Source organism: Solirubrobacter pauli, assembly GCF_003633755.1.
Taxonomy (GTDB): domain Bacteria; phylum Actinomycetota; class Thermoleophilia; order Solirubrobacterales; family Solirubrobacteraceae; genus Solirubrobacter; species Solirubrobacter pauli.
In genome coordinates this window covers 1,069,972-1,090,319 of sequence record NZ_RBIL01000001.1, presented here as the reverse complement: position 1 = coordinate 1,090,319, position 20,348 = coordinate 1,069,972, and the positions used below count along the sequence as shown (strand labels likewise).

The 20,348-nt window shown below is 72.6% G+C and carries 21 protein-coding genes; 10 read left to right on the top strand and 11 right to left on the bottom strand.

The annotated features are described in order from the left end of the window. Positions 1 to 37: 37 nt before the first annotated feature. From C8N24_RS05065 to C8N24_RS05055, 3 genes are all read left to right on the top strand, one after another. On the top strand, positions 38 to 2,380 hold the full coding sequence (locus tag C8N24_RS05065; RefSeq protein ID WP_121248620.1) for a PASTA domain-containing protein: 2,343 nt from the start codon (positions 38 to 40) through the stop codon (positions 2,378 to 2,380). An 83-nt stretch (positions 2,381 to 2,463) separates the two neighbouring features. Next, positions 2,464 to 3,030 (top strand): TetR/AcrR family transcriptional regulator, encoded by a 567-nt coding sequence (locus C8N24_RS05060; RefSeq protein WP_121248618.1) that lies wholly within the window; start codon positions 2,464 to 2,466, stop codon positions 3,028 to 3,030. After that, positions 3,023 to 4,021 (top strand): ABC transporter permease, encoded by a 999-nt coding sequence (locus C8N24_RS05055; protein ID WP_121248616.1) that lies wholly within the window; start codon positions 3,023 to 3,025, stop codon positions 4,019 to 4,021. The genes C8N24_RS05060 and C8N24_RS05055 overlap by 8 nt, the downstream gene beginning before the upstream one ends. Here C8N24_RS05055 and C8N24_RS05050 read toward each other — a convergent pair. Then, positions 4,018 to 4,392, bottom strand: coding sequence for an arsenate reductase family protein (locus C8N24_RS05050; RefSeq protein ID WP_121248614.1), 375 nt, complete (start codon positions 4,390 to 4,392; stop codon positions 4,018 to 4,020). The genes C8N24_RS05055 and C8N24_RS05050 overlap by 4 nt on opposite strands. Before the next feature lie 293 nt (positions 4,393 to 4,685). Here C8N24_RS05050 and C8N24_RS05045 point away from each other — a divergent pair, with 293 nt between their 5' ends. Continuing rightward, entirely contained in the window at positions 4,686 to 6,203 is a 1,518-nt protein-coding gene (locus tag C8N24_RS05045) for a S8 family peptidase (protein WP_211339843.1), read from the top strand. Between the two features lie 63 nt (positions 6,204 to 6,266). Then, positions 6,267 to 6,737, top strand: a complete 471-nt coding sequence (locus tag C8N24_RS05040) for a hypothetical protein (RefSeq protein ID WP_121248610.1) — start codon at positions 6,267 to 6,269, stop codon at positions 6,735 to 6,737. Between the two features lie 39 nt (positions 6,738 to 6,776). Here the strand turns inward: C8N24_RS05040 and glgP are convergent, their stop codons facing one another. Together glgP and C8N24_RS05030 are read right to left on the bottom strand one after the other, a co-directional pair. Next, positions 6,777 to 8,903: an alpha-glucan family phosphorylase gene (glgP, locus tag C8N24_RS05035; protein ID WP_170178853.1), complete on the bottom strand. Its 2,127-nt coding sequence runs from the start codon at positions 8,901 to 8,903 to the stop codon at positions 6,777 to 6,779. Between the two features lie 208 nt (positions 8,904 to 9,111). Next, positions 9,112 to 9,621, bottom strand: coding sequence for a methylated-DNA--[protein]-cysteine S-methyltransferase (locus C8N24_RS05030; protein ID WP_121248606.1), 510 nt, complete (start codon positions 9,619 to 9,621; stop codon positions 9,112 to 9,114). A 93-nt stretch (positions 9,622 to 9,714) separates the two neighbouring features. Here C8N24_RS05030 and infA point away from each other — a divergent pair, with 93 nt between their 5' ends. Further along, positions 9,715 to 9,933, top strand: a complete 219-nt coding sequence (infA, locus tag C8N24_RS05025) for a translation initiation factor IF-1 (RefSeq protein WP_028061634.1) — start codon at positions 9,715 to 9,717, stop codon at positions 9,931 to 9,933. Positions 9,934 to 9,943: 10 nt separating this feature from the next. Here the strand turns inward: infA and C8N24_RS05020 are convergent, their stop codons facing one another. Next, on the bottom strand, positions 9,944 to 10,321 hold the full coding sequence (locus C8N24_RS05020; RefSeq protein ID WP_121248604.1) for a type 1 periplasmic-binding domain-containing protein: 378 nt from the start codon (positions 10,319 to 10,321) through the stop codon (positions 9,944 to 9,946). Between the two features lie 75 nt (positions 10,322 to 10,396). Beyond that, positions 10,397 to 11,488, bottom strand: coding sequence for a LacI family DNA-binding transcriptional regulator (locus tag C8N24_RS05015; protein ID WP_121248602.1), 1,092 nt, complete (start codon positions 11,486 to 11,488; stop codon positions 10,397 to 10,399). Between C8N24_RS05015 and C8N24_RS05010 the strand changes: the two genes are divergently transcribed. Both C8N24_RS05010 and C8N24_RS05005 read left to right on the top strand, forming a co-directional pair. Continuing rightward, the gene (locus tag C8N24_RS05010) at positions 11,384 to 12,010 is read left to right on the top strand and encodes a class I SAM-dependent methyltransferase (protein WP_245971764.1); all 627 of its coding nucleotides are present in this window, start codon (positions 11,384 to 11,386) and stop codon (positions 12,008 to 12,010) included. The two genes, C8N24_RS05015 and C8N24_RS05010, sit on opposite strands and share 105 nt — an antisense overlap. Next, positions 12,007 to 12,771 carry an isocitrate lyase/PEP mutase family protein gene (locus C8N24_RS05005; protein ID WP_121248600.1) on the top strand — a complete coding sequence of 255 codons (765 nt, stop codon included), beginning with the start codon at positions 12,007 to 12,009 and terminating at the stop codon, positions 12,769 to 12,771. Before C8N24_RS05010 ends, C8N24_RS05005 begins: the two co-directional genes overlap by 4 nt. Positions 12,772 to 12,799: 28 nt before the next feature. Here C8N24_RS05005 and C8N24_RS05000 read toward each other — a convergent pair whose 3' ends face one another. Together C8N24_RS05000 and C8N24_RS04995 are read right to left on the bottom strand one after the other, a co-directional pair. Then, on the bottom strand, positions 12,800 to 13,357 hold the full coding sequence (locus tag C8N24_RS05000; RefSeq protein ID WP_121248598.1) for a helix-turn-helix domain-containing protein: 558 nt from the start codon (positions 13,355 to 13,357) through the stop codon (positions 12,800 to 12,802). 69 nt (positions 13,358 to 13,426) lie between these two features. Continuing rightward, positions 13,427 to 13,990 carry an ATP-binding cassette domain-containing protein gene (locus C8N24_RS04995; RefSeq protein WP_121248596.1) on the bottom strand — a complete coding sequence of 188 codons (564 nt, stop codon included), beginning with the start codon at positions 13,988 to 13,990 and terminating at the stop codon, positions 13,427 to 13,429. Positions 13,991 to 14,106: 116 nt separating this feature from the next. Here C8N24_RS04995 and C8N24_RS04990 point away from each other — a divergent pair, with 116 nt between their 5' ends. Further along, positions 14,107 to 15,249, top strand: coding sequence for a M20 family metallopeptidase (locus tag C8N24_RS04990; RefSeq protein WP_170178851.1), 1,143 nt, complete (start codon positions 14,107 to 14,109; stop codon positions 15,247 to 15,249). Between the two features lie 40 nt (positions 15,250 to 15,289). Here C8N24_RS04990 and C8N24_RS04985 read toward each other — a convergent pair whose 3' ends face one another. After that, positions 15,290 to 17,110 (bottom strand): M3 family oligoendopeptidase, encoded by a 1,821-nt coding sequence (locus C8N24_RS04985; protein ID WP_121248592.1) that lies wholly within the window; start codon positions 17,108 to 17,110, stop codon positions 15,290 to 15,292. A gap of 10 nt (positions 17,111 to 17,120) precedes the next feature. Next, complete coding sequence (locus C8N24_RS04980) at positions 17,121 to 17,708, bottom strand: TetR/AcrR family transcriptional regulator (RefSeq protein WP_121248590.1); 588 nt, start codon at positions 17,706 to 17,708, stop codon at positions 17,121 to 17,123. A 95-nt stretch (positions 17,709 to 17,803) separates the two neighbouring features. On the opposite strand from C8N24_RS04980, the gene C8N24_RS04975 reads away from it, so the two are divergent. After that, positions 17,804 to 19,240, top strand: a complete 1,437-nt coding sequence (locus C8N24_RS04975; protein ID WP_121248588.1) for an MFS transporter — start codon at positions 17,804 to 17,806, stop codon at positions 19,238 to 19,240. On the opposite strand, the gene C8N24_RS04970 is transcribed toward C8N24_RS04975, so the two are convergent. Continuing rightward, positions 19,174 to 20,007: a phosphotransferase gene (locus C8N24_RS04970; protein WP_121248586.1), complete on the bottom strand. Its 834-nt coding sequence runs from the start codon at positions 20,005 to 20,007 to the stop codon at positions 19,174 to 19,176. The genes C8N24_RS04975 and C8N24_RS04970 overlap by 67 nt on opposite strands. Then, positions 19,986 to 20,339 (bottom strand): DoxX family protein, encoded by a 354-nt coding sequence (locus C8N24_RS04965; protein WP_121248584.1) that lies wholly within the window; start codon positions 20,337 to 20,339, stop codon positions 19,986 to 19,988. Before C8N24_RS04965 ends, C8N24_RS04970 begins: the two co-directional genes overlap by 22 nt. Positions 20,340 to 20,348: the final 9 nt, after the last annotated feature.

Genomic DNA, 20,348 nt, shown 5'->3' with positions numbered 1-20,348 from the left:
CAAGGTCCGGGCTTCGGGGGCCGATCCCCGGAAGGCCATGCCCGAACCCCAGATGATCTCGCCGGCGGCCCGCGAGCTCGAATGCCCGAAGTGCGGCACGGTCGCGCTCAACCGGGACTTCTGCGCCTGTGGTGAGTACCTGGGGTGGGAGCTCGTGCTGGCCACTGACGAGGACGCGCCCGCGCCCGCCGCGCAGCCGCCGGGGTACCGTCCGCCCGAGCCGGCTGAGGCGCGCCCCGCCACCCTGCTGACGTTGCGCGACCCCGCGCGCGTGGACGACCCGAGCGCGGCCGTCGCCGTCTCCGTGGTGCCGGGCATCGAGGTCGCCGTGCTCGCCACGCTGCGCAACCAGGGCGAGATCGTGGACACGTACGACCTGCGTGTCGACGGCCTGCCCGAGTCGTGGTGGACGATCTCGACCCCGACCGTCTTCCTGAACCCGTGGGGCACGGCCGGCGACTACCAGCAGGACGTGCTCGTGCGACTGCACCCGCCGCGCACGCCCGCGTCGGAGGCGCGCGCATGGCCGCTGATGGTCGTCGCGCGCTCGCGCACACGCGGCGTCGACGTGGCCTGGGTGCCCGCGACGCTGACCGTCCAGCCGTTCCAGAACACGGTCATGCACGTCGCGCCCGAGCGCCGGCGCGGACGCCGGCACGCGCAGTTCGAGGTCGCGGTCACCAACCAGGGCAACTGCCCGATGGAGATCGTCGTCGGCGCCACCGACACCGAGGCGAGCTGCCCGGTCGCGGTGTACCCGGAGCGGACGCTCGTGCCCGTCGGCGGAACCGGCGTCGCCGTCGTCCGCGTCGGCGTGGCACGCCCGATCCTCGTCGGCCGTCCGGCCGACCACCAGGTCGACGTCACGCACCGCGTCAGCGGCGTCGAGTCCGAGCCGGTGCCGCGCCGCGTCGTGTTCCGCCAGAAGCCGTGGCTCCCCTGGTGGCTGCCCGCGACGGTCCTCGCGTTCGCCACCGTCGCCATCGTGGTGGCGCTGCTCAAGCGCGACACGGAGGTGCCGAAGCTCAAGGGCTCGACCGTCCCCGAAGCGCTCGTGATCCTCGAGAAGCACGGCCTCCAGCTCGGCCGCACCACCTACGCGACCGCCCCGAAGGGCGCGGCGCTCGGCACGGTCATCGCCCAGAGCCCCGCCGGCGGCGACGGCATGGAGAAGGGCGAGCGCGTGAACATCACGCTCGCGGCGCCCGCCAAGACGGGCGTCGTCCCGCCCGTGAACGGGATGACGCTCGCGCAGGCCGCCGACGCCTTGACCGGCGCGAAGTTCGGGTACAGCCCGCAGCCGTCGAGCGCGGGCAACGACTGGGTCGTGATCCGCCAGGACCCGGCACCGGGCACCAAGCGCGCGCTCGGCAGCCCGGTGATCCTCGCCGTCGAGGACCCGACGCCCGCCGACGCGGCGACGCCGAGCCAGACGCCCACGCCTTCGCCCTCACCGACCCCGACGGTGGCCGCCGCCAAGGCCGCCTCCGCGAAGTCCGCCGCCGCCCCGAAGAAGGCTCCCGTGGCGAAGAAGCCGACCGCGACCGCGGCGAAGGCGGCGAAGCTGCCCTCGCACCTCGTGTTCGCCGGCGCCACCAGCGGCCAGCTCTACCAGTGGACGAGCGCGGACAAGCAGGCCGCTCGGCTCACCGCGGCCAAGTACCGGCTCGAGACACCCACCCGCACCGACAACGGGTACGCGGCCGTGCACGTCACCGGCAAGGCGCGGCACCTGGTGCGCATCTCCGCCGACGGCACGACCGTCGAGCCGCTGGCTGACGGCGACTATCACCGCCCCGTGTTCTCCAAGGACCGTGGGCTGCTCGCGTTCATCGATCGCACGGGCAAGGGCCCGGCGGACGCCGGCCGCGTGTGCGTGCTCGACCCGCAGGACCCGGTCGCGCCGACGTGCGCGAAGGCGCGCGGCCTGCGCCTCGGCCGGCCCACGTGGGCGCCGGACGGCCGCTCGGTACTCGCCCTCGCGACCGGCGGGGCCGGCACGTACACGCGGCTGGTCAGCTACGCGGCCACAGGCGGCGACGCGTCCACCTGGAAGGCGCCGAAGACCGCCTACCGGGCCGGCTCGATCCGCTCGGCGGCCTGGGTCGGCAACCAGCGCCTCGCCGTGCTCGTCGCCGACCACGCGGCCGCACCGGCGCATCTGCGGCTGCTCACGCGCCGCCCCGACGGCACGTTCGCGCCGCTCAAGGACTTCCCGTCGTTGACCGGCCACGAGCTCGCCGCGAGCGGCCGCCACGTCGCCCTCCGGGGCGGCGAGCGCTCCTCCGCCGACGGCACGATCACGCTGCTCGACGTCACCCGTGAGCGGCCGCGCGTCGGCCGCCTGCCGAACGGCGTCAACCCCGCCTGGGCGGGCTGACCACCGGTCTCGGAGCGTCCCGACGAGCGCTGTGTGCGCAGCGTCGCAGTACGGATTCGTACTCGTGAGTACGATTCCGTACTGTGAGTGAGCAACGGCAACAGGTGCTCCGCGGCGTCGCCGACGCGATCGCCGCCAAGGGCTACTCGGCGACGACGATCGCCGACATCGCCAAGGCCGCGCGCGCCTCGCGCACGACGGTCTACGCGCAGTTCCCCGACAAGGACAGCGCGCTGATCGCGCTGCACCAGGAGCTCGGGGCGCGCGTGGTCGAAGCCGTGCTGGCCGCACACCGCGCGGCCACCGGCGGCTGGCGGGATCGGCTGGCCGCGATGGTCGGGGCGTACGTCGACGCGATGGCCTCGGCGTCGGACGGCGAACGCGCCTCGCTGCTCGAGGTGGCATCGATCGGACCTGCCGGGCGTGCGTCGCGCGTCATCGGGCAGGATCGTTTCGCGTCCGTTGTCGTCGACATCAGCGCCGACCTGGCCGCCGCGTTCGACGAGCTGCGCCCGCTGTCGCCGCCGCTGGCCCTGGCCGCCGTGGCCGCGATCAACGAGCTCGCCCTGCGCGCCGGCTCACCGGACGACATCCGCGCGCTCGCGCCCGTCGCCACCGACTTCCTCGAACGACTGGTCTTCCATGCCTGAGAACCCCCGCAAAGCCGCCGCCCTGCTGCTGGTCGGCGCCCTGATCCTGATGGTCGCCTTCGCCACGTCCTACGTCGGCGCGTTCCACGACCCGACGCCGCGCAAGATGCCGGTCGCAGTGGTCGGCACCGCCGAGCAGGCGGCGCAGCTCAACGCACTGGACGGTCAACCGCTCGAAGTGCGCGCGGTGGGCGACCGCGCCGCGGCCCTGCAGCAGCTCGACGACCGCGAGGTCTACGGCGTCTACGACCCGAGCGCCAACACGCTCTACACCGCCTCAGCGTCCAACCGCGCCGCGGCGACCGCGCTCGAGCTGACCATCAACCGCGTGCAAGCGTCGCAGGACCGCCCGGCGGCGCAGGTGCAGGACGTCAAGCCGCTCAGCGCGAGCGATCCGAACGGCACGTCGCTCTTCTACGTGGTGATCGCATGGGTGTTCGGCGGCTACTTCGCGGCGGTGCTGCTCGGGATGGTCGCAGGCAACCGCAGCTCCTCGCGCAACCTCGCGGGCCTGCGCGTCGGCGCGCTGGCCGCGTTCGCCGTGCTCGGCAGCCTGCTGACGCTGCTCGTCGTCCGTCTCGGCTTCGACGTGCTCACGGGCTCCTTCTTCGCCGTCTGGGCGGCGGGCGCGCTGATCGTGTTCGCGACCGCGGTGGCGTCGAGCGGCCTGCAGGCGCTGGCCGGCATGGCGGGCACGGGGCTCGTGATCCTGCTGTTCGTGATCCTGGGCAACCCGGCCGCGGGCGGCGCGTACGCCCGGCCGTTGCTGCCCGGCTTCTGGGGCACGGTCGGCGGGCTGCTGCCGCCCGGCGCGGGCGTCGACCTCGTGCGCTCGATCCTCTACTTCGACGGCGCCCGCATCCTCGGCCCGATCGCGGTGCTCGTCGGCTGGGCGCTGCTCGGCGCGGCACTCGCGCTGTGGCGCGGCGGGCGCGCCGTCCCGCGCGAGCAGGCCGAGATCGAAGCGGCGGCCGCGGCGGCCGCCGCCTAGACCACGCGCCCGGCCTTCGCCCACTCCGCGGGGCGGGTGCGCGGGCGGCCGATCATGGCCGCCGTCCCGTCGTCGAGGATCGGGCGCTGCAGCAGCGACGGGTGCTCCAGCAGCGTGGCGACGACCTGGTCGACATCCCAGCCGTCCGCCTCGAGCCCGAGGTCCTTGTACTTCTTGTCGCGCCGGATGAGCGCGTCCACGGGATCGCCCTGGAGGCGCTCGGCGAGCGACCGCAGCTCGGCCTCGTCGAGGCGCTCGGCGACGAGCAGGTACTTGCGGATCTGGACCTCGTGGCCGGCCTCCGTGAGCGCGTCGAGCGCGTGCACGGACGTGGGGCAGTGAGGGTTGTGGAGGAGGGTCAGGGTGGGCACGTGAAGATCGTAGGAGTGCCCCGGGGAATGTTCGGTGCGCCCGATGTGGTGCAGCCGCCAGTGCCTCGGGCCGCACGCTCGAGCGTGGCGTGCCTCTGGCACGTGAGCCGAGTGGGTGGCGCGAGGTGCCGCGGATGTGCCGCAGCGGGCGCGCCGGTATTCCCCGGGGTGCTCCAGGGTCCGCGCACGGACACCGTGTCAGCAGGACGCCCGGCGGGTCCCTACTCTGCGGCGCGGGAGCGGGGCGTGCAAGCGCCTCGAACAATTCAGGCAGGGGTCAAAGGGAGGCCACTGTGAAGTCATTCACCCTTGCGCTGCTCGCGGCAGCGCTCGTGGTCGTTCCGTCGAGCGCGCAGGCGCAGGAAGCGATCGACGGGCAGTACATCGTCGTGCTCAAGGACAACGCGAGCACGGCGTCGGCGGATCGGGCGAAGACCAAGGCGCGGGATCGCGGCGGGCGGATCCAGCGTGAGAGCTTCGGCCGCGTGCTCAACGGGTTCAGCGCCAAGCTCGACAGCAAGGCGCTGGCGGCCGTGAAGGCCGACTCCGCCGTGGACTTCGTCGAGCAGGACCGGGTGGTCCGGCTCAGCGCCACGCAGGCGAACGCCACCTGGGGCCTCGACCGGCTCGACCAGCGGGACCTGCCGCTCAGCACCACCTACAGCTACGACAAGACGGGCGCGGGCGTCAAGGCCTACATCATCGACACCGGCATCCGGTTCACGCACAACGACTTCGGCGGGCGGGCGAGCAGCGGCTACGACGCGATCGACGGCGGCTCGGCCGACGACTGCAACGGCCACGGCACGCACGTCGCCGGCACGGTCGGCGGGTCGACGTACGGCGTCGCCAAGGGCGTCTCGCTCGTCGCCGTGCGCGTGCTCGACTGCAACGGCGAAGGCTCCACGTCGGGCGTCATCGGCGGCGTGAACTGGGTGACGACGAACCACCAGGCGGGGCAGGCGGCGGTGGCGAACATGAGCCTCGGCGGCGGCGTCTCGAGCGCGCTGGACACCGCCGTGCGCAACTCGGTCGCCGACGGCGTGACCTACGCGCTCGCGGCCGGCAACGAGAGCGCCAACGCGTGCAACTCCTCGCCGGCGCGCACGGCCGAGGCGATCACGGTCGGCGCGACGACCCGCACGGACGCTCGCGCCTCGTTCTCCAACTACGGCACGTGCGTGGATCTCTTCGCACCGGGTAACGGCATCACGTCGGCCTGGTACACGAGCAACACCGCGACGAACACGATCAGCGGCACGTCGATGGCCTCGCCGCACGTCGCGGGCGCGGCGGCCGTGTACCTGCAGGCCAACCCGACCGCGAGCCCCGCGACCGTCGCGACCGCGCTGATCGGCAACGCCACCACGGGCAAGGTCACGAGCCCCGGCACCGGCTCGCCGAACCGGCTGCTCTACATCCAGCCGCCCACCGGCGGCACCAACCCCAACCCGACGCCCACGCCGACTCCGACCGTGACGCCGACGCCGACCACGACGCCCACACCGGGCACCGAGACGCGCACGGGCACGCTCTCCGGCACGGGCGCGTCATCGGTCCAGCCGGACGGCACCTACTACCAGTCGACCACGAGCGGCACGCACCGCGCGTCGCTCACCGGCCCGGCGAACGCCGACTTCGACCTCGCGCTCTACAAGTACAACGGCGCGTCGTGGACGCGCGTCGCCAACTCCGAGGGATCGACGTCCACGGAGCAGATCAGCTACGCCGGTACGGCGGGCTACTACTACTGGCGCGTCACGTCGTGGAGCGGCAGCGGCGCGTTCACGCTGAGCTGGTCGCGCCCCTGAGCTAGATAAAGGTTCGCCCCTGCCACACCGCGGGCGGGGGCGAATCGCTTCTACGCTAGGGGCATGGAGGGTTCAGTCGCCGCGCCGCCGCAGCGCGTGTGTCCCAAGTGCGCTCGGATCTCGTGGGCGACCGGTCCGCAGTGCCCGTACTGCACGGCGAGCTTCCGCAGCGGTCAGGGCGTGACCCCGTGGATGCTGGTGGCCGCCGTGGTGGTCGTGCTGCTCGCGTTCGCCGCGATGTTCTACCTGACCGTCCAAGAGGTCAACGACCGCGTGGACGAGGTCAACACGCGCGTGGACGCGAACTTCGACCGCATCCGCACGGACGTCCAGCGCCAGCTGCAGGCGTTGCCGCAGACCGGCACGGGCACCGTGCCCGCTCCGACCGCGACGCCGCTGCCCACGCCGACGCCGGCGCCCACCGTCACCGCCGCACCGACCGAGACGCCGACGGTCGAGGGTGAGACGACCCCGGACCCGGGCGCGGACAGCACGCCGACGCCGTCGCCCGAGCCGGAGATCATCAACCCGTAGCGCGCCGCCCTCGCGGCCGGCGCGCCCCGGGAGACACCGCTAGGTGTAGACCTTGCGCTCGTAGTCCTCGAGCATGCGCCCGGCGCCGAACTCGGGCCCGAGCGTGCGCAGCGAGCGGCGGATGCGGGCGACCCAGTCGCGCGGGATGCCGTCGCCGCTGGCCTTGTAGAACTCCGGCGCGACCTCTTCCTCGAGCAGCCGGAAGAGCTCGTGCGCGTGGCGGGCGTCCTGCGCGCCGTGGTCGTGATCCACGTCGCCGGAGAGCGCCCAGCCGTTGTGGCCGTCGTAGCCCTCCGCCCACCAGCCGTCGAGCACCGACAGTTGCAGGCCGCCGTTGACGGCGTTCTTCATGCCGGACGTGCCGGAGGCCTCGAGCGGGGGACGCGGGAGGTTGATCCACACGTCGCAGCCGCGCACGAGGTGGGCGGCCATCCGCAGGTCGTAGTCGTCGAGGTAGGCGACGCGGCCGGCGAAGCCCGGCGCGTGCTTCATGCTGAACAGGCCCTGCACCAGCGACTTGCCGGCGTCGTCGCGGGGGTGCGCCTTGCCGGCCAGCAGCACCTGGATCGGGCGGTCACCGCCGACCACGCGGATCGCGCGCTCGACGTCCTGCAGGAGCAGGTTCAGGCGCTTGTACGTGGCGAGACGGCGGGCGAAGCCGACGGTCAGCACGTCCGGGTCGAAGCTCGCGGCGGCCTCCGCGTACGGGCGCGGTTCGTCGCGTGCCAGGCGGTCGACCACGGCGCGATGGCGGACGTACTCGATCAGCTCGGCGCGCTGCTGGCGGCGGACCTCCCACAGCTCCTTGGCTGGGATGTCGTCGACCGGCGCCCAGGTCGCGGGGTCGGTCGCGCGGTCCAGCCAGTCCTCGCCGAGGTGCTGGTTGAGCAGGTTCCAGACCGGCTTGCCGAGCCACGTCGGGATGTGGACGCCGTTGGTGACGTGGGTGATCGGCACGTCGTCGACGGCCTTGTCGGGCCACATCGCCTGCCACATCTCGCGCGCGACCTCGCCGTGGCGCTTGGCGACGCCGTTGGCCGCCCGGCTCGTGCGCAGCGCGAACTGGGTCACGCCGAACGGCTCGGCCGCCTCCGCCGGGTTCGTGCGGCCGAGGCTGATGATCTCCGCGGCGTCGACGCCCAGCGTGCCGGCCATGTGCTCGAGCACGTTCTCGACCTGCGAGGCCGGGTACGTGTCGTTGCCGGCCGGGACCGGCGTGTGCGTCGTGAAGATCGTCCGCTGCTTGGCGATCTCGAGCGCGGCGGACAGCGACCCGTTGCCGCTGTACTCGCGCTTGGCGAGCTCGAGCGACGCGAACGCCGCGTGGCCCTCGTTGAGGTGCACGATGCTCGGGTCGATGTCCATCGCCTCGAGCGCGCGCACGCCGCCGATGCCCAGCAGCAGGTACTGGGCGAGGCGCGTGTCCTCGTCGCCGATGTACAGGCGCGAGGTGATCCAGCGCGCGGACTCGGAGTTCTCCGGGCGGTCGGCGTCCAGGAGGTAGAGCGGGATGCGGCCGACGTTGGTCCGCCAGATCTGGGCGACGACCTCCTCGGTGCCGACGGTCACGCAGACCGTGATCGGCTCGCCCGCGTCGTCGGTGACGAGCGCGGCGGGCAGTCGGTCCGGATCGGTGTCGACCCAGTACTCGTGCTGCCAGCCGCGGTTGTCGATCCGCTGCCGGAAGTAGCCGTTGCGGTACAGGAGGCCGATCGCGACCAGCGGCCAGGCGCGGTCGGAGGCCTCCTTGAGGATGTCGCCGGCGAGAGCGCCGAGGCCACCCGAGTAGATCGGGAACGAGCCGTGGAAGCCGTACTCGGCGGAGAAGTACGCGATCGGGCGCTCGGGGGACGCGGGGCCGTCGTGGGCCGGGCGGTTGAGGTCGGCGCTCACGCGCTCCTCCACGGCGGCCGCCCGCGCGAGCAGCTCCGTGTTCGCCGCCGCCGCGGTCAACCGGTCAGTCGCAGCCTCCTGCAGCTGCTTGACGGGGTTCTCGGCGACCTTCTCCCAGCGTTCGGGATCGATGTCGCGGAAGACGTCGGGGCCGTCCGGGTCCCAAGCCCAGCGGTAGTTGTAGGCGAGACGGGCGAAGACGCCCAGGCTGTCTGGAAGACGAGTCGCGAGGGCCTGGGCCGCTCGCTCGAGGTCGCGGCTGCCTGCTTGCACGTGGGCCAGCATAGGTCTTCAGGTTCCCTATATGCCTGCCGATATGCTTGGAGGTGCTGATCGAGCGCCATGGAGCGCACTCAGCTTCGATGAAAGGAGGATCAATGAGGATCCTTTGCCTTCGCTGTCTTCGGCTGTGGCCGGAGGCGCGCGTTGCGGAGCGGGCAGGTTGCCCCCACTGCGGCGGCGCCCTCGACGCCACGCCTCGTTAGAACGCGACGCCGGGCGGCTCGGATAGCCGCCCGGCGAACAAGCTCTCGTGAACGAGCAGCTGCCGCTTCGTCGGGAGACCTCCCGCGTAGCCGGTCAGGCTGCCGTTCGCGCCTACCACCCGGTGGCAGGGGACGATGATCGAGATGGCGTTGCGGCCGTTCGCGCGGCCCACGGCTCGCGGCGCACTGCCCAGCTCGCGCGCGATCTCGCCGTACGTGACGGTCTCGCCGAACGGGATGACCCGCAAGCGTGCCCAGACCGCGCGCTCGAAGGGCGTGCCGCGCTCGTGCAGCGGCAGGTCGAACGTCCGCCGCGTGCCGGCGAAGTACTCGTCGAGCTGCTGCCGGATCGCGCCGAAGGTCTCGTCCCGTGGCGCCTCATCGGCGGCGTAGAGCCGGTGCTCGGCCGTGTAGAGGGCGGTCAGGTGCCCGTCTTCGACGCCCACGTGGAGCGGGCCGACGGGGCTGGGGAGCAGTGCGACGTGCATGACCGGTGAAACGCGCATTGACGCCTGGATGTGAGGGGTAGAATGGACTGTGTCCCGCGGCAGTCGCGCTTTCGCGCGCCCGCATCACCTCACCACGCACGAAAGGCGTTTATGGCAGTAGAGCAAAAGCTGGAGATCGACGGCGAGGTCACTGAAGCCCTCCCGAACCTGCTGTTCCGCGTCAAGCTCGAGAACGACCACGAGCTGCTCGCGCACCTGGCCGGCAAGATGCGCCGGTTCCGCATCCGCGTCCTTCCGGGCGACAAGGTCCGGGTCGAGGTCTCCCCGTACGACCTCAACCGCGGGCGCATCGTCTACCGCTACAAGTAGGCCGTAGGCGCTACACCGCGCCGCTGATCGCCGCGCTGAGGCCATTGGCCTCGGCCGCGACGAAGCGGACGCGCGGGTACTTCCCCGCGACCGGCGCGATCGCCGTGCGCCGGTCCACACCGACGGTCACGACCTTGTCGTACCCCCGCGCGGCCAGCATGTGGACCACGCCGAGCTGCTCGGCGCTGCTCCTCACGACCTTCAGGTCGGAACCGGTCGCCTCGGCGACCTCGTGCGCGTTCGCGAGTGCGTCCCTGTCCGTGGCGGCGCTGCCGGCCACCACGATCGCCGACTTGGTGCTGCCGGGCTCGGGGCTCGCGATCGCAGAGCCCGCGAACACCGCGAGCACGCCCGCCACGGCGGCGAGCTTCATCTGGATCTTCGTCATACGAATGAGCATAATACGTATGACTTCGGCGGACAACGTTAAGACTTGAGCCGCTGGCGGACCGTCGGGTGCTCCTCAGGCGGGCGGTGCCGTCGACTCGCGCACGGTCAACGAGACCGGCATGACCTGCTCGGGCGGGACGGACTCGCCCGCCAGGTCGGCGGCCAGCGCCGAGAACGCGAGCGCGCCCAGGCCCTCGGCGTCCACGGCGACCGTCGTCAGCGGCGGGGCGAGCACGCGCGCGAAGTCGAGGTCGTCGAAGCCCACGACGGAGAGGTCGCCGGGGATCGAGACGCCGCGCTCGCGCGCGGCCAGGTAGAGCCCGCCGGCGAGGATGTCGTCGTCGCAGAAGACGGCCGTGACGTCCTCGTCGAGCATGGCGGCGGCGGCGACCTTCGCGCCTTCGAAGGTGAACGGCGCCATCACGGTCGGGACGGGGCCGAGGCGGGCGGCGATGCGGGCCGCGCGCAGGTCGAAGGTGGGGGCGTCGAAGTTCGAGGCGACGTGGCCGATCTTCGTGTGGCCCAGCTCGAGCAGGTGGTCCAGCGCGTGGTCGACGCCGGCCTCGACGTCCAGCCGGACGACCGGGAACTCGCCGCCGGGCGCCATCTCGATCTGGATGGCGTGCTCGCTCGTGCCGGGCGGGAGGTCGGCCTCGAACAGCAGCAGGCCGTCGGCGGGGCCCGCGAGCAGGGCCTCGACCGAGGCGGCCTCCCAGGCGCGGTTGTTGCCGATGTCGACCAGCACGACGGTGTAGCTCGCCTCCTGGGCGGCGCGCTGGGCGCCGCGCAGCACGCGGCCGAAGAACGGGTTCGTGATGTCCGGGACGACGAGCGCCACGCTGCGGGCGACACCGGTGCGCAGCGCGCGGGCGGCGACGTTCGGGCGGTAGCCGAGCTCGGCGGCCGCGGCGCGCACGGCCTCCTCGGTCCGGGCGGAGATGCGGCCCCGGGCCTTGCCCGAGAGCACGAGCGAGACCGTCGACTGCGAGACGCCGGCGCGGCGCGCGACGTCGACGCTGGTGACACGTGGCGGAGCGGTGATCTCCGCAATGCTAGGGAGGTGGACGACTTGGTGGAGGAAGTGGTGGGCGTCGCGGGTCGCGACCTGGCGCTGTTGCGTCCCCGCGACGCGGAGGCGCTGATCAGCGAGGAGGCCTTCGCGCACGACGAGTTCCTGCCGTACTGGGCGGACCTGTGGCCGAGCGCGCTGGCGCTCTCGCGCGTGGTCGCCGCCCGTGCCCTGCGGGGCGCGCGGACGCTGGAGCTCGGGTGCGGGCTCGGCCTCGTGAGCCTCGCCGCGGCCGCCGCTGGGGGACGCGTCACCGCGACCGACTGGGCGCCGGACTCGATCACCCTGCTCGAGCGCAACGCGCAGCGCAACGCGCTCACGCTCGAGGCGCTGTGCGTCGACTGGGGTGCGCCCGAGGCCATCGTCGCCCGCGCGCCGTGGGACCTCGTGCTCGCGAGCGACGTGCTCTACGAGCCGCGCAACGGCGTCGCGCTGCTGCCGCTGCTCCCGCGGCTGATCGACGAGCGCGGCGAGATCTGGCTCGCCGACCCGGGCCGCAAGGCTGCCGGGCCGTTCCTCGAGCACGCGGCCGAGACGTTCGCGATCGAGACCCGGCCGGCGAAGGAGATCCCCCAGGGCGCGATCCACCGGATGCGTCTGCGAGGCTCCCGGACATGACGCAGCGAGAGAAAGCCGAAGAGCTGCGCCGCCTGCACGCGGCGCCCGAGCCGCTGGTGCTGGTCAACGCCTGGGACGCCGTGAGCGCCCGCGTGGTCGCCGACGCCGGCGCGAAGGCGATCGCCACCGCCAGTTGGTCGATCGCCGCCTCCCGTGGATACGGCGACGGCGAGCAGATCCCGCTCGACCAGATGATCGACGCGGTCGGGATCGTCGCCCGCGCCGTCGAGCTGCCCGTGACCGCCGACCTCGAGCGTGGCTTCGGGGATGCGGGCGCCACGGTCGCCCGCGCGATCGACGCGGGCGCGGTCGGCTGCAACCTCGAGGACTCCGACGGCACCGGCGCCCTCAAGCCGGTCGAGGAGCACGCCGCCAACGTCCGAGCCGCCCGCGCGGCCGGAGAGGCGGCGGGCGTCCCGGTCGTGATCAACGCGCGCACCGACGTCTTCCTCACCGGCGGCGAGTTCGAGGACGCCGTGACGCGCGCCCGCGCGTACCTCGCCGCCGGCGCGGACGTGATCTTCGTCCCGGGCGTGAGCGACGTCGCCACGCTCGAGCAGCTCGTGATCAAGATCCGCGGCCCGATCTCGGTCTTCGGCAGCGCCAACGGCCCGACGCTCGACGAGCTGGCCCGCCTCGGCATCCCGCGCGTGAGCTACGGCCCCGGCCCGCTGGGCTCGGCGATGGCCGCCCTCGGCCGCACGGCCAAGACCCTGCTCGGCGGCGGCGACCCGCCCGCGGACCTGGCCAACCGTCCGTAGTTGACCAAGCAATAAACGTCCAGGACGTTTAACTGGTGACGAGCAGCGCGCGGGTGTTGGTGCCGCCCGCGCGGCGCAGGCGGTGCGGGATCGTGCCGTCGAAGCGCAGCGTGTCGCCCTCTTCGAGCTTCTGGACCGTGCCGTCGAGGTCGACCTCGACCGCGCCGCGGGCGACGTAGATCGCCACCTCGCCGCGCGTGACCGACGGCTCCGCGGGCCAGCGCCGGCCGCGGGCGGTCCACTCGCGCAGCGACGGCTCGCCCGGCTCGCCCGGAACCTCGCGGAACACGCCGTCGGCGCGCTCGTCGACCGTGCCTTCGTCGTGGCGGACGATGCGCACCGCGTCACCGCGCCGCGGCGGGGCCCACAGGTGCGCGACCGACACGTCCAGCGCGGCGGCGATCCGCTCGATCGAGCCGACGCTCGGCTGGGCGAGCCCACGCTCGACCTGCGAGAGGAAGGGATGCGAGAGCCCGGCCAGGCGGCCGAGGCCCTTGAGCGTCAGCCCGCGTTCCCGGCGCAGCGACCGAACGCGGGCGCCGAGGTCCGTCTCAAAACCGTTGGTGGAAGCAGCGTCACTAAGCACCGTCTTTCAGACTAACGCCTGAGACGACGAAAACTGTCACCACGCCACAACCTGGGCTTTTGATCAGAGCTACGCGGCGTGCCGGAGCCGGTCGGCGACGTCCGCGGCGGATTCCGCCAGCGCGCGCAGCGCCAGCGCCTCCACGGAGCCGGTGTAGCGGGGGCGGCCGTCGGTCATCAACGTCAGGGTTCTGGCCACGCCCTGCAGCGAGTCCAGGCGGCGTGTCGCCCACAGCGCCGCGCCGCCGCGCCGGGCGTGCCGCGCCACGAGCTCGCGCACGGCCGTGCGCGTGACCGCGTCGAACCCGTCGGCGGGCTCGTCGATCAGCAGCACGAGCGGCGCGCCCGCGAGCGCGCGGGCGACCGCCAAGGAGGCGCCGCCGCCCTCGGCGACCAGGACCGCGCGGTCCGCGCGGGCCGAGCCCGTCGACGGCTGCAGGGCGCCGGCGAAGACCCCCAGCAGCACGCTCTTCCCACACCCGCGTGGCCCGAGCACCCCGTGCACCTCGCCGGGTGCGACCGCGAGGTCGATCCCCGAGAGCACCGCGCGCCGACCGAAGCACAGGCCGAGCGCGGAGGCCGTGACGAGAGGCGGGTCCATCGCGACGATCATCTGCTTCGTGGGTGCCGCCATGTCCTCCTCGATCGTTCAGGTCTCCACGGACGTACTAGGCTCGCCACATGGAGGAGTCGGTCGTTGCTGCGCTTGATACATCCACTCTGATCGGCGACGCCGCGCGATTCTTGCGCGTGCCGAGCGTCACGGGCGACGAGCGGGAAGCGCTCGAGTGGCTCGCCGACCGGGCGGCCGCGCTCGGTCTGGAAGCCGACCTCCACCAGCACGACCTGGCCGCGCTGCGTACGCACCCGCAGCATCCGGGCGAGGAGGCGCCGCGCGACGAGCTATGGGGCCTGACGATCCGCCTCCCCGGCACCCGGCCCGGCCGGATCGCGCTCAACGGCCACGTGGACGTCGTCTCGCCCGGCACGGAGCCGTGGCGGCTGGGTCCGTGGTCGGGCGCCGTCGAGGACGGCCGGCTGCACGGCCGTGGCAGCGTGGACATGAAAGGCGCGGTGATCGCCGCCTTGCACGCCATGCTCGCGCTGCGCGAGACCGACCACCCCGAGGTCGTGCTGATGGCCGTCCCGTCCGAGGAGGACGGCGGGCTCGGCACGTTCGCGGAGCTCGAGCGCGACGACCGCTTCGACGCCGCGCTGCTCCCCGAGCCAACCGGCCTGCGCGTCGTCTGCGCGCAGGCGGGCGCGCTCACGTTCAAGGGCGAGATCCGCGGCGTCGCCGCGCACGCGGCCGAGCGGCTCGCCGGTCACTCGGCGATCGACCGCTACGTGAAGGTCCACGCTGCGTTCGCCGAGCACGAGCGCGCCGTCAACACGAACGTCGAGAACGTCCTCATGCGCGATCTCGAGCTGCCCTACCCGCTGCTCGTCGGCCAGGTCCGGGCGGGCGAGTGGTCGAGCATGGTCCCGGACCAGCTGCACTTCGAGGGGCGGCTCGGCGTGCCCGTCGGCGCCGACCTCGACCAGGCGCGCGCCGACCTGCAGGCGGTCGTCGACCGTGCCCTCGACGACGGCCTCCCGCGCTGCGTGCTCACCTGGGAAGGCGGTGCGTTCGCACCCGGCACGACCGACCCCGAGCACCCGTGGGTGAAGACCGTGCAGGGCGCGCTCGCGGCCGAGACCGGCAGCGCGCCGCTCGCGGGGGTCCCGTGGGGCGCCGACATGCGCCTGTTCACCGCGCGCGGCATCCCGGCCGTGATGGTCGGCACGCGCGGCATCGAGCTCGCCCACGCCGTGGACGAGCACGTCTCGACGGACGAGCTGGTGACGATCGCCCGGACGATGATCCGGGCGATCGCTCGTGCTCAGTTTTGAGGACGGATGATCGGGGTGGGGCGGAGGGGATGTCCCTGCTTCAAATCCGGCCGGCGTCCTTCGCGGCCTGCTCGGCGGCGTCGAGCTTGCGCTCGACGAGGTCCAGGCCCTTGTCCCAGAAGCCCGGGTCGGCGAGGTCGACGCCGACGATCTTGCCCAGCTCCTCCGGCGACTTGGAGCCGCCCGCGCGGAGCAGGTTCACGTAGTCGGCCTCGAAGCCCGGGCCCTCTTCCTCGAAGCGGCCGTAGACGGCGAGCGCGAGCAGCTGCCCGTAGGCGTACGCGTACACGTAGCCCGGCGAGGCGACGAAGTGGGGGACGTAGGACCACCAGGACTTGTAGCCCTCGGTGATCTCGACGGAGTCACCCAGCATCTCCTCCTGCGAGGTGGCCCACAGCTCGCCGAACTGCTCGACGGAGATCTCGCCCTCCTCGCGCCGCGCGGTGTGCACGAGGTGCTCGAAGCGGTTCATCGCGATCTGGCGGAACACCGTCGCGATCGAGCCCTCGATCGACTCCGCGAGCAGCGACAGGCGCGACTCGGGCGTGGGAGAGGCCTCGAGCAGCTCGCCGAACACGAGCGTCTCGCCGAACACCGACGCGGTCTCGGCCAGCGTCAGCGGCGTCGCCATGTGGAAGACGCCCTGCGACCCGCCGAGCACCGCGTGCACGCCGTGGCCCAGCTCGTGCGCGAGCGTGAGGACGTCCCGGCGCAGGTGCGTGTAGTTCAGGAGCACGTACGGGTGCTCGCTCGGCACGCCGTACGAGCAGAACGCGCCGCCGCGCTTGCCCGGCCGCACCGGGCCGTCGATCCACGGGTTCTCGAGGAACTGGTCGATGATGCCGCCCAGCTCGCCGGAGAAGTTCGCGTAGGACTCGCGCACGATCCGCTTGGCCTCGGGCCAGGCGATCTTCTCGTTGTCCTGCGTGACCGCGGCCATCCGGTCGTAGTCGGCGAGCTTGTCGACGCCCAGCAGCTTCGCCTTCAGCCGGTACCAGCGCCGCGCGAGCTCGTAGCGCCCGCGGACCGCGTCGACCAGCGCCTGCACGGACTCGTCCGACGCCTCGTTGGACAGGTTGCGCGCCGCCAGCCAGTGCGGGTAGTTGCGCAGCCGGTCGTCGGTCATCTTGTCGGCGAGCAGCGTGTTGAACGCGTAGGCCCGCGTGCGCAGGCCCGGCTGCAGCGCCGTCGTGACGCGCGCGGCGACGTCCTGGCGCACGCTGCGGTCCGGGTGGAACAGCTGCGAGAGCGCGGCGTCCAGCGGCACCTCGCCGGCGTCGGGCAGGTCGACCGTGATCGACGCGGTCTGCTCCTCGAACAGCCGCGTCCAGGCGCTGCGGCCCGACAGCTGCTTCTCGGTGAGGATGCGCTCCTCGGGCTCGCTCAGCAGGTGCGGGCGGTAGCGGCGCGCGGTCGCCAGGTGGTGGCGCGCGAAGTCCAGGCCGTCCGTCGCCAGCAGCTCGTCGGCCTTGGCGTCGTCGAGCGCCGCCCACTCGAGGTGGAAGAACAGCAGCTTGGTCTCGATCGCCGTGCCCTTCTCCTCGACGCGCTGAAGCAGCGCGCCGTTGGCCGGCGACTGGGTGTCGACGCTGAACGCCAGGTGGGCGTACGTGCCCGCGCGGGCCGCGATCTCCTCGATCTCGGCCAGCTCGCGCATCGCGCCGACGAGCCCGGCGCCGTCGATCTCGGCCAGCTTGCCGGCGTAGGTGTCGGCGAACCGGTCGGCTCGCGCCTGCGCGTCGGCCAGCAGTGCGTCGACGCCGGCCTGCGGATCCTGGTCACCCGCGCCGTTCAGCAGATCGGTGAGGTCCCACGCGACCTCCTGCAGCTCGGGGTCGCTCACGGTATCGGGGGAGCTCATCCCTCCGATGCTACGACGGCAGCGGACCCGAGGCGTTGTCGGCGCGCAGGCCGTCGATCAGCACCGTCAAATGCCGGCGCCAGGCGTTCGGGCAGCAGTGCGGCTTGACCGTCGCCATGCCGATGCCGCACATGAACATCGGGATGTCGTCCATGACGATGTCCGGGCGCAGGTCGCCGGAGGCCTTGGCCCGGTCGAGCAGGGTCGAGTAGACCTCGTACATCTCCGTCTGGAGCTCCGGGGAGAACGGGACCTCGGCCTGGCCGACGATCTCGGTGAACGCACGGTCGGACGAGAGCGTCTCGCCGCCGGTCCACAGCGCGTTCGTGAGCGCCTCCCAGGGGTCCTCGTGCTCGAGCGCGTCGCGCCCGGCCTGCAGGACCTTCTCGAACAGTGAGACCGCGAGCGCCGCGACCAGCGCCTCCTTCGTCGGGAAGTGCCGGTACACGGTGCCGACGCCGACGCCCGCGCGCTTGGCGACGTCGTCCATCTGGGCGTCGCGCCCGTGCTCGGCGAACACCTCCCGGGCGCCCTCCAGGACCCGCTCGCGGTTGCGACGCGCATCGGCTCTGAGCGGGCGCTGGGCGGCTTGGGTCATACGTCGACTGTAGGGCTTGACAAACGGAATGGCAACTCCGTATCGTCTAAGTTGAAACGGAACTCCACTTCCACTTCCTCCCCAGGGGTCTCTCCATGTCTTCCACCACAGACCGGCGCTGGTTGGCGCTGGCACTTCTCGCACTGGCGCAATTCGTCGTCGTGCTCGACGCGTCGATCGTGAACGTCGCGCTGCCCTCGATCGGGACGGCGCTCGACTTCAGCCCGGACGACCTCTCGTGGGTCGTCAACGCGTACACGCTCACCTTCGGCGGCTTCCTGCTGCTCGGCGGTCGTCTCGCCGACCTGCTCGGCCGGCGACGGCTCTTCATCCTCGGCCTCGTGCTGTTCGCCGGCGCCTCCCTCGCGGGTGGCCTGGCCCAGAGCGACATCTGGCTGATCGCCGCGCGCGCCGTCCAGGGTCTCGGCGCCGCCCTGCTCTCGCCCGCCGCGCTCTCGCTCGTCACCGAGCTGTTCAAGGAGGGCGCCGAGCGCAACAAGGCCATGGGCGTCTGGGGTGCGGTCGCCGGCTCCGGTGGTGCCGCCGGCGTGCTCCTCGGCGGCATGCTCACCGAGTGGGCCGGCTGGGAGTGGGTGCTGTTCGTGAACGTGCCGATCGGCCTCGCCGCCGCGGCGATCGCCCCGCGCCTGCTGCCCGAGTCGCGCCAGGACGGTCACCGCCACTTCGACATCGCGGGCGCGGTCACGGTCACCGCCGGCCTCTCGCTGCTCGTCTACTCGCTGGTGAACGCCAACGACGCCGGCTGGACGTCCGCCGAGACGCTCCTGCTCGTCGGCATCGCGGTCGTCATCCTCGGCGCGTTCTACGTGATCGAGCGCCGCAACAAGGCTCCGCTCGTCCCGTTCCCGGGCATCTTCCGGCTGCGCACCGTGCGCGGCGTGAACATCACGGGCCTGCTGGTCGCGGCCTCGCTGTTCTCGATGTTCTTCTTCATCTCGCTCTACCTGCAGCAGGTGCTCGGCTTCGACGCGCTCGAGACCGGCCTCGGCTACCTCCCGCTCGCGGGCGGCATCATCGTCTCCGCGGGCGTCGCCTCGACGCTCGTCACCCGCGTCGGCGTGCGCCCCGTGCTGGTCGCCGGCATGCTGCTGACCGCCATCGGCCTGCTGTGGTTCTCGCAGATCTCGGTCGGCGGCAGCTACGTCAGCGACATCCTGTTCCCGTCGATCATCAGCGCCTTCGGCCTGGGCTTCGCGTTCGTGCCGATGACGATCGCGGCGGTCGCCGGCGTCGAGCCGCACGAGGCCGGCCTGGCCTCCGGCCTGATCAACACGAGCCAGCAGATCGGTGGCGCGCTCGGCCTCGCCGTGCTGGCCTCGATCGCCAACTCGCGTCGCGACTCCGCGCTGGAGGCGGGCAGCGCGCTGCCGAACGCGATGACCGAGGGCTTCCAGGTGGCCATCACGGTCGGCGCCGGCATGGCCGTCGTCGGCGCGCTGCTGGCCTACATCCTCGTGTCGCCGCGCACGCCGGTCGACCCCGAGGGTGACGTGGTGCCGGCGCTGACGTAGCGCCAGATCGTGACCTGCAGCGAGCGCGCGTCGATCCACAGCTCCAGCTCCCCCGGATCGACGCCCATGCGGGAGGCGGCGTAGGCCGCCTCCTGGCGCCCGCGGCCGTGGCGCCCCGCGAGCAGGCAGGCGGCGTCCCACCCGACCGGGCCGAGGCACGTGTCCTCCCAGTCGTTCCACAGCGGTCCACCGAGCACGTTGCCCAGGTGGGCGTCGCCGTGGAGTGGCTGGACCGGGGACCGCAGCTCGGTGAGCATCGGCGTGAGCTCGTGGATGCGCAGCAGCAGGTCCGTCGCCGTGTCCGGGTCGATCGTCTCCTCGGCGGCCAGGCGGGCGAGCAGCGCCTCGGCCTCGGTGAGCGTGCCGAGCAGCGGGAGCGAGCCCTCGTAGGTGCGCAGCGCCTCGTGGCAGTGCGCGAGCGCTTCGCCCGCCGCGGCCGCGTCCACCGGGTCGGCGGGCGGCACGTAGTCCCAGAACGAGAGCACGCGGCCCGCGTGCACGTGCGGGCCGGGCGGCAGCTCGGCGCTCGGGGCGACCACGGGCGCGCCCGCGCGCGCAAGGTGGCCGGCGACGCTCAGCTCGCGCTCCTGCCACGCCGTCCCCTGGCGTGCACGCGTGATCGTGCCCGCCACGCGGGCGACGACCGGCGCCGGCCGCAGGTGCACGAGCACGTTCAGCCGGTCGCGGAGGATGACGGCGTCGTCGACGCGCAGCCCGTTCGCCCGGGCGACTGCGACTGCCGCTTCTAGCGCAGCGCGGTCTTCCACACCGAGGCGATCATCGCACCCTGCAGGGGCAGGCGTGCGTACAGCAACGACTTGGGGATCTTCCGGAAGCGCTCGGGATGCAACGCCATCTCGACGTTGGCCGGGAAGACGCCCACGAGCGTGGCCACCAGCCACCAGCCCGCGGCGCGGCGCGTGGAAGGATGCAGCACGCCCGCGCCGCCGGCGATCTCCGCCACCCCGCTCGCGAGCACGAGCTCACGGTGGGCCGGGAGGTAGCGCGGCATGATCGCTTCGTACAGCTTCGGGCGCACGAAGTGCAAGACCCCGGTGGCGATGAACGAGACGCCGACCACGGCGCGGGCGAGTGACATGGACTACGA

What these genes read in the sequence shown, in the direction of transcription:
- C8N24_RS05040 (WP_121248610.1), top strand. Translation starts at nt 6,267, where the DNA reads ATGGAGGGTTCAGTCGCCGCGCCGCCGCAGCGCGTGTGTCCCAAGTGC.
- C8N24_RS04975 (WP_121248588.1), top strand. Translation starts at nt 17,804, where the DNA reads ATGTCTTCCACCACAGACCGGCGCTGGTTGGCGCTGGCACTTCTCGCA.
- C8N24_RS05030 (WP_121248606.1), bottom strand. Translation starts at nt 9,621, where the DNA reads ATGCGCGTTTCACCGGTCATGCACGTCGCACTGCTCCCCAGCCCCGTC.
- C8N24_RS04965 (WP_121248584.1), bottom strand. Translation starts at nt 20,339, where the DNA reads ATGTCACTCGCCCGCGCCGTGGTCGGCGTCTCGTTCATCGCCACCGGG.
- infA (WP_028061634.1), top strand. Translation starts at nt 9,715, where the DNA reads ATGGCAGTAGAGCAAAAGCTGGAGATCGACGGCGAGGTCACTGAAGCC.
- C8N24_RS05055 (WP_121248616.1), top strand. Translation starts at nt 3,023, where the DNA reads ATGCCTGAGAACCCCCGCAAAGCCGCCGCCCTGCTGCTGGTCGGCGCC.
- C8N24_RS05065 (WP_121248620.1), top strand. Translation starts at nt 38, where the DNA reads ATGCCCGAACCCCAGATGATCTCGCCGGCGGCCCGCGAGCTCGAATGC.
- C8N24_RS04985 (WP_121248592.1), bottom strand. Translation starts at nt 17,110, where the DNA reads ATGAGCTCCCCCGATACCGTGAGCGACCCCGAGCTGCAGGAGGTCGCG.
- C8N24_RS05020 (WP_121248604.1), bottom strand. Translation starts at nt 10,321, where the DNA reads ATGACGAAGATCCAGATGAAGCTCGCCGCCGTGGCGGGCGTGCTCGCG.
- C8N24_RS04995 (WP_121248596.1), bottom strand. Translation starts at nt 13,990, where the DNA reads ATGGCGGCACCCACGAAGCAGATGATCGTCGCGATGGACCCGCCTCTC.
- C8N24_RS04980 (WP_121248590.1), bottom strand. Translation starts at nt 17,708, where the DNA reads ATGACCCAAGCCGCCCAGCGCCCGCTCAGAGCCGATGCGCGTCGCAAC.
- C8N24_RS05005 (WP_121248600.1), top strand. Translation starts at nt 12,007, where the DNA reads ATGACGCAGCGAGAGAAAGCCGAAGAGCTGCGCCGCCTGCACGCGGCG.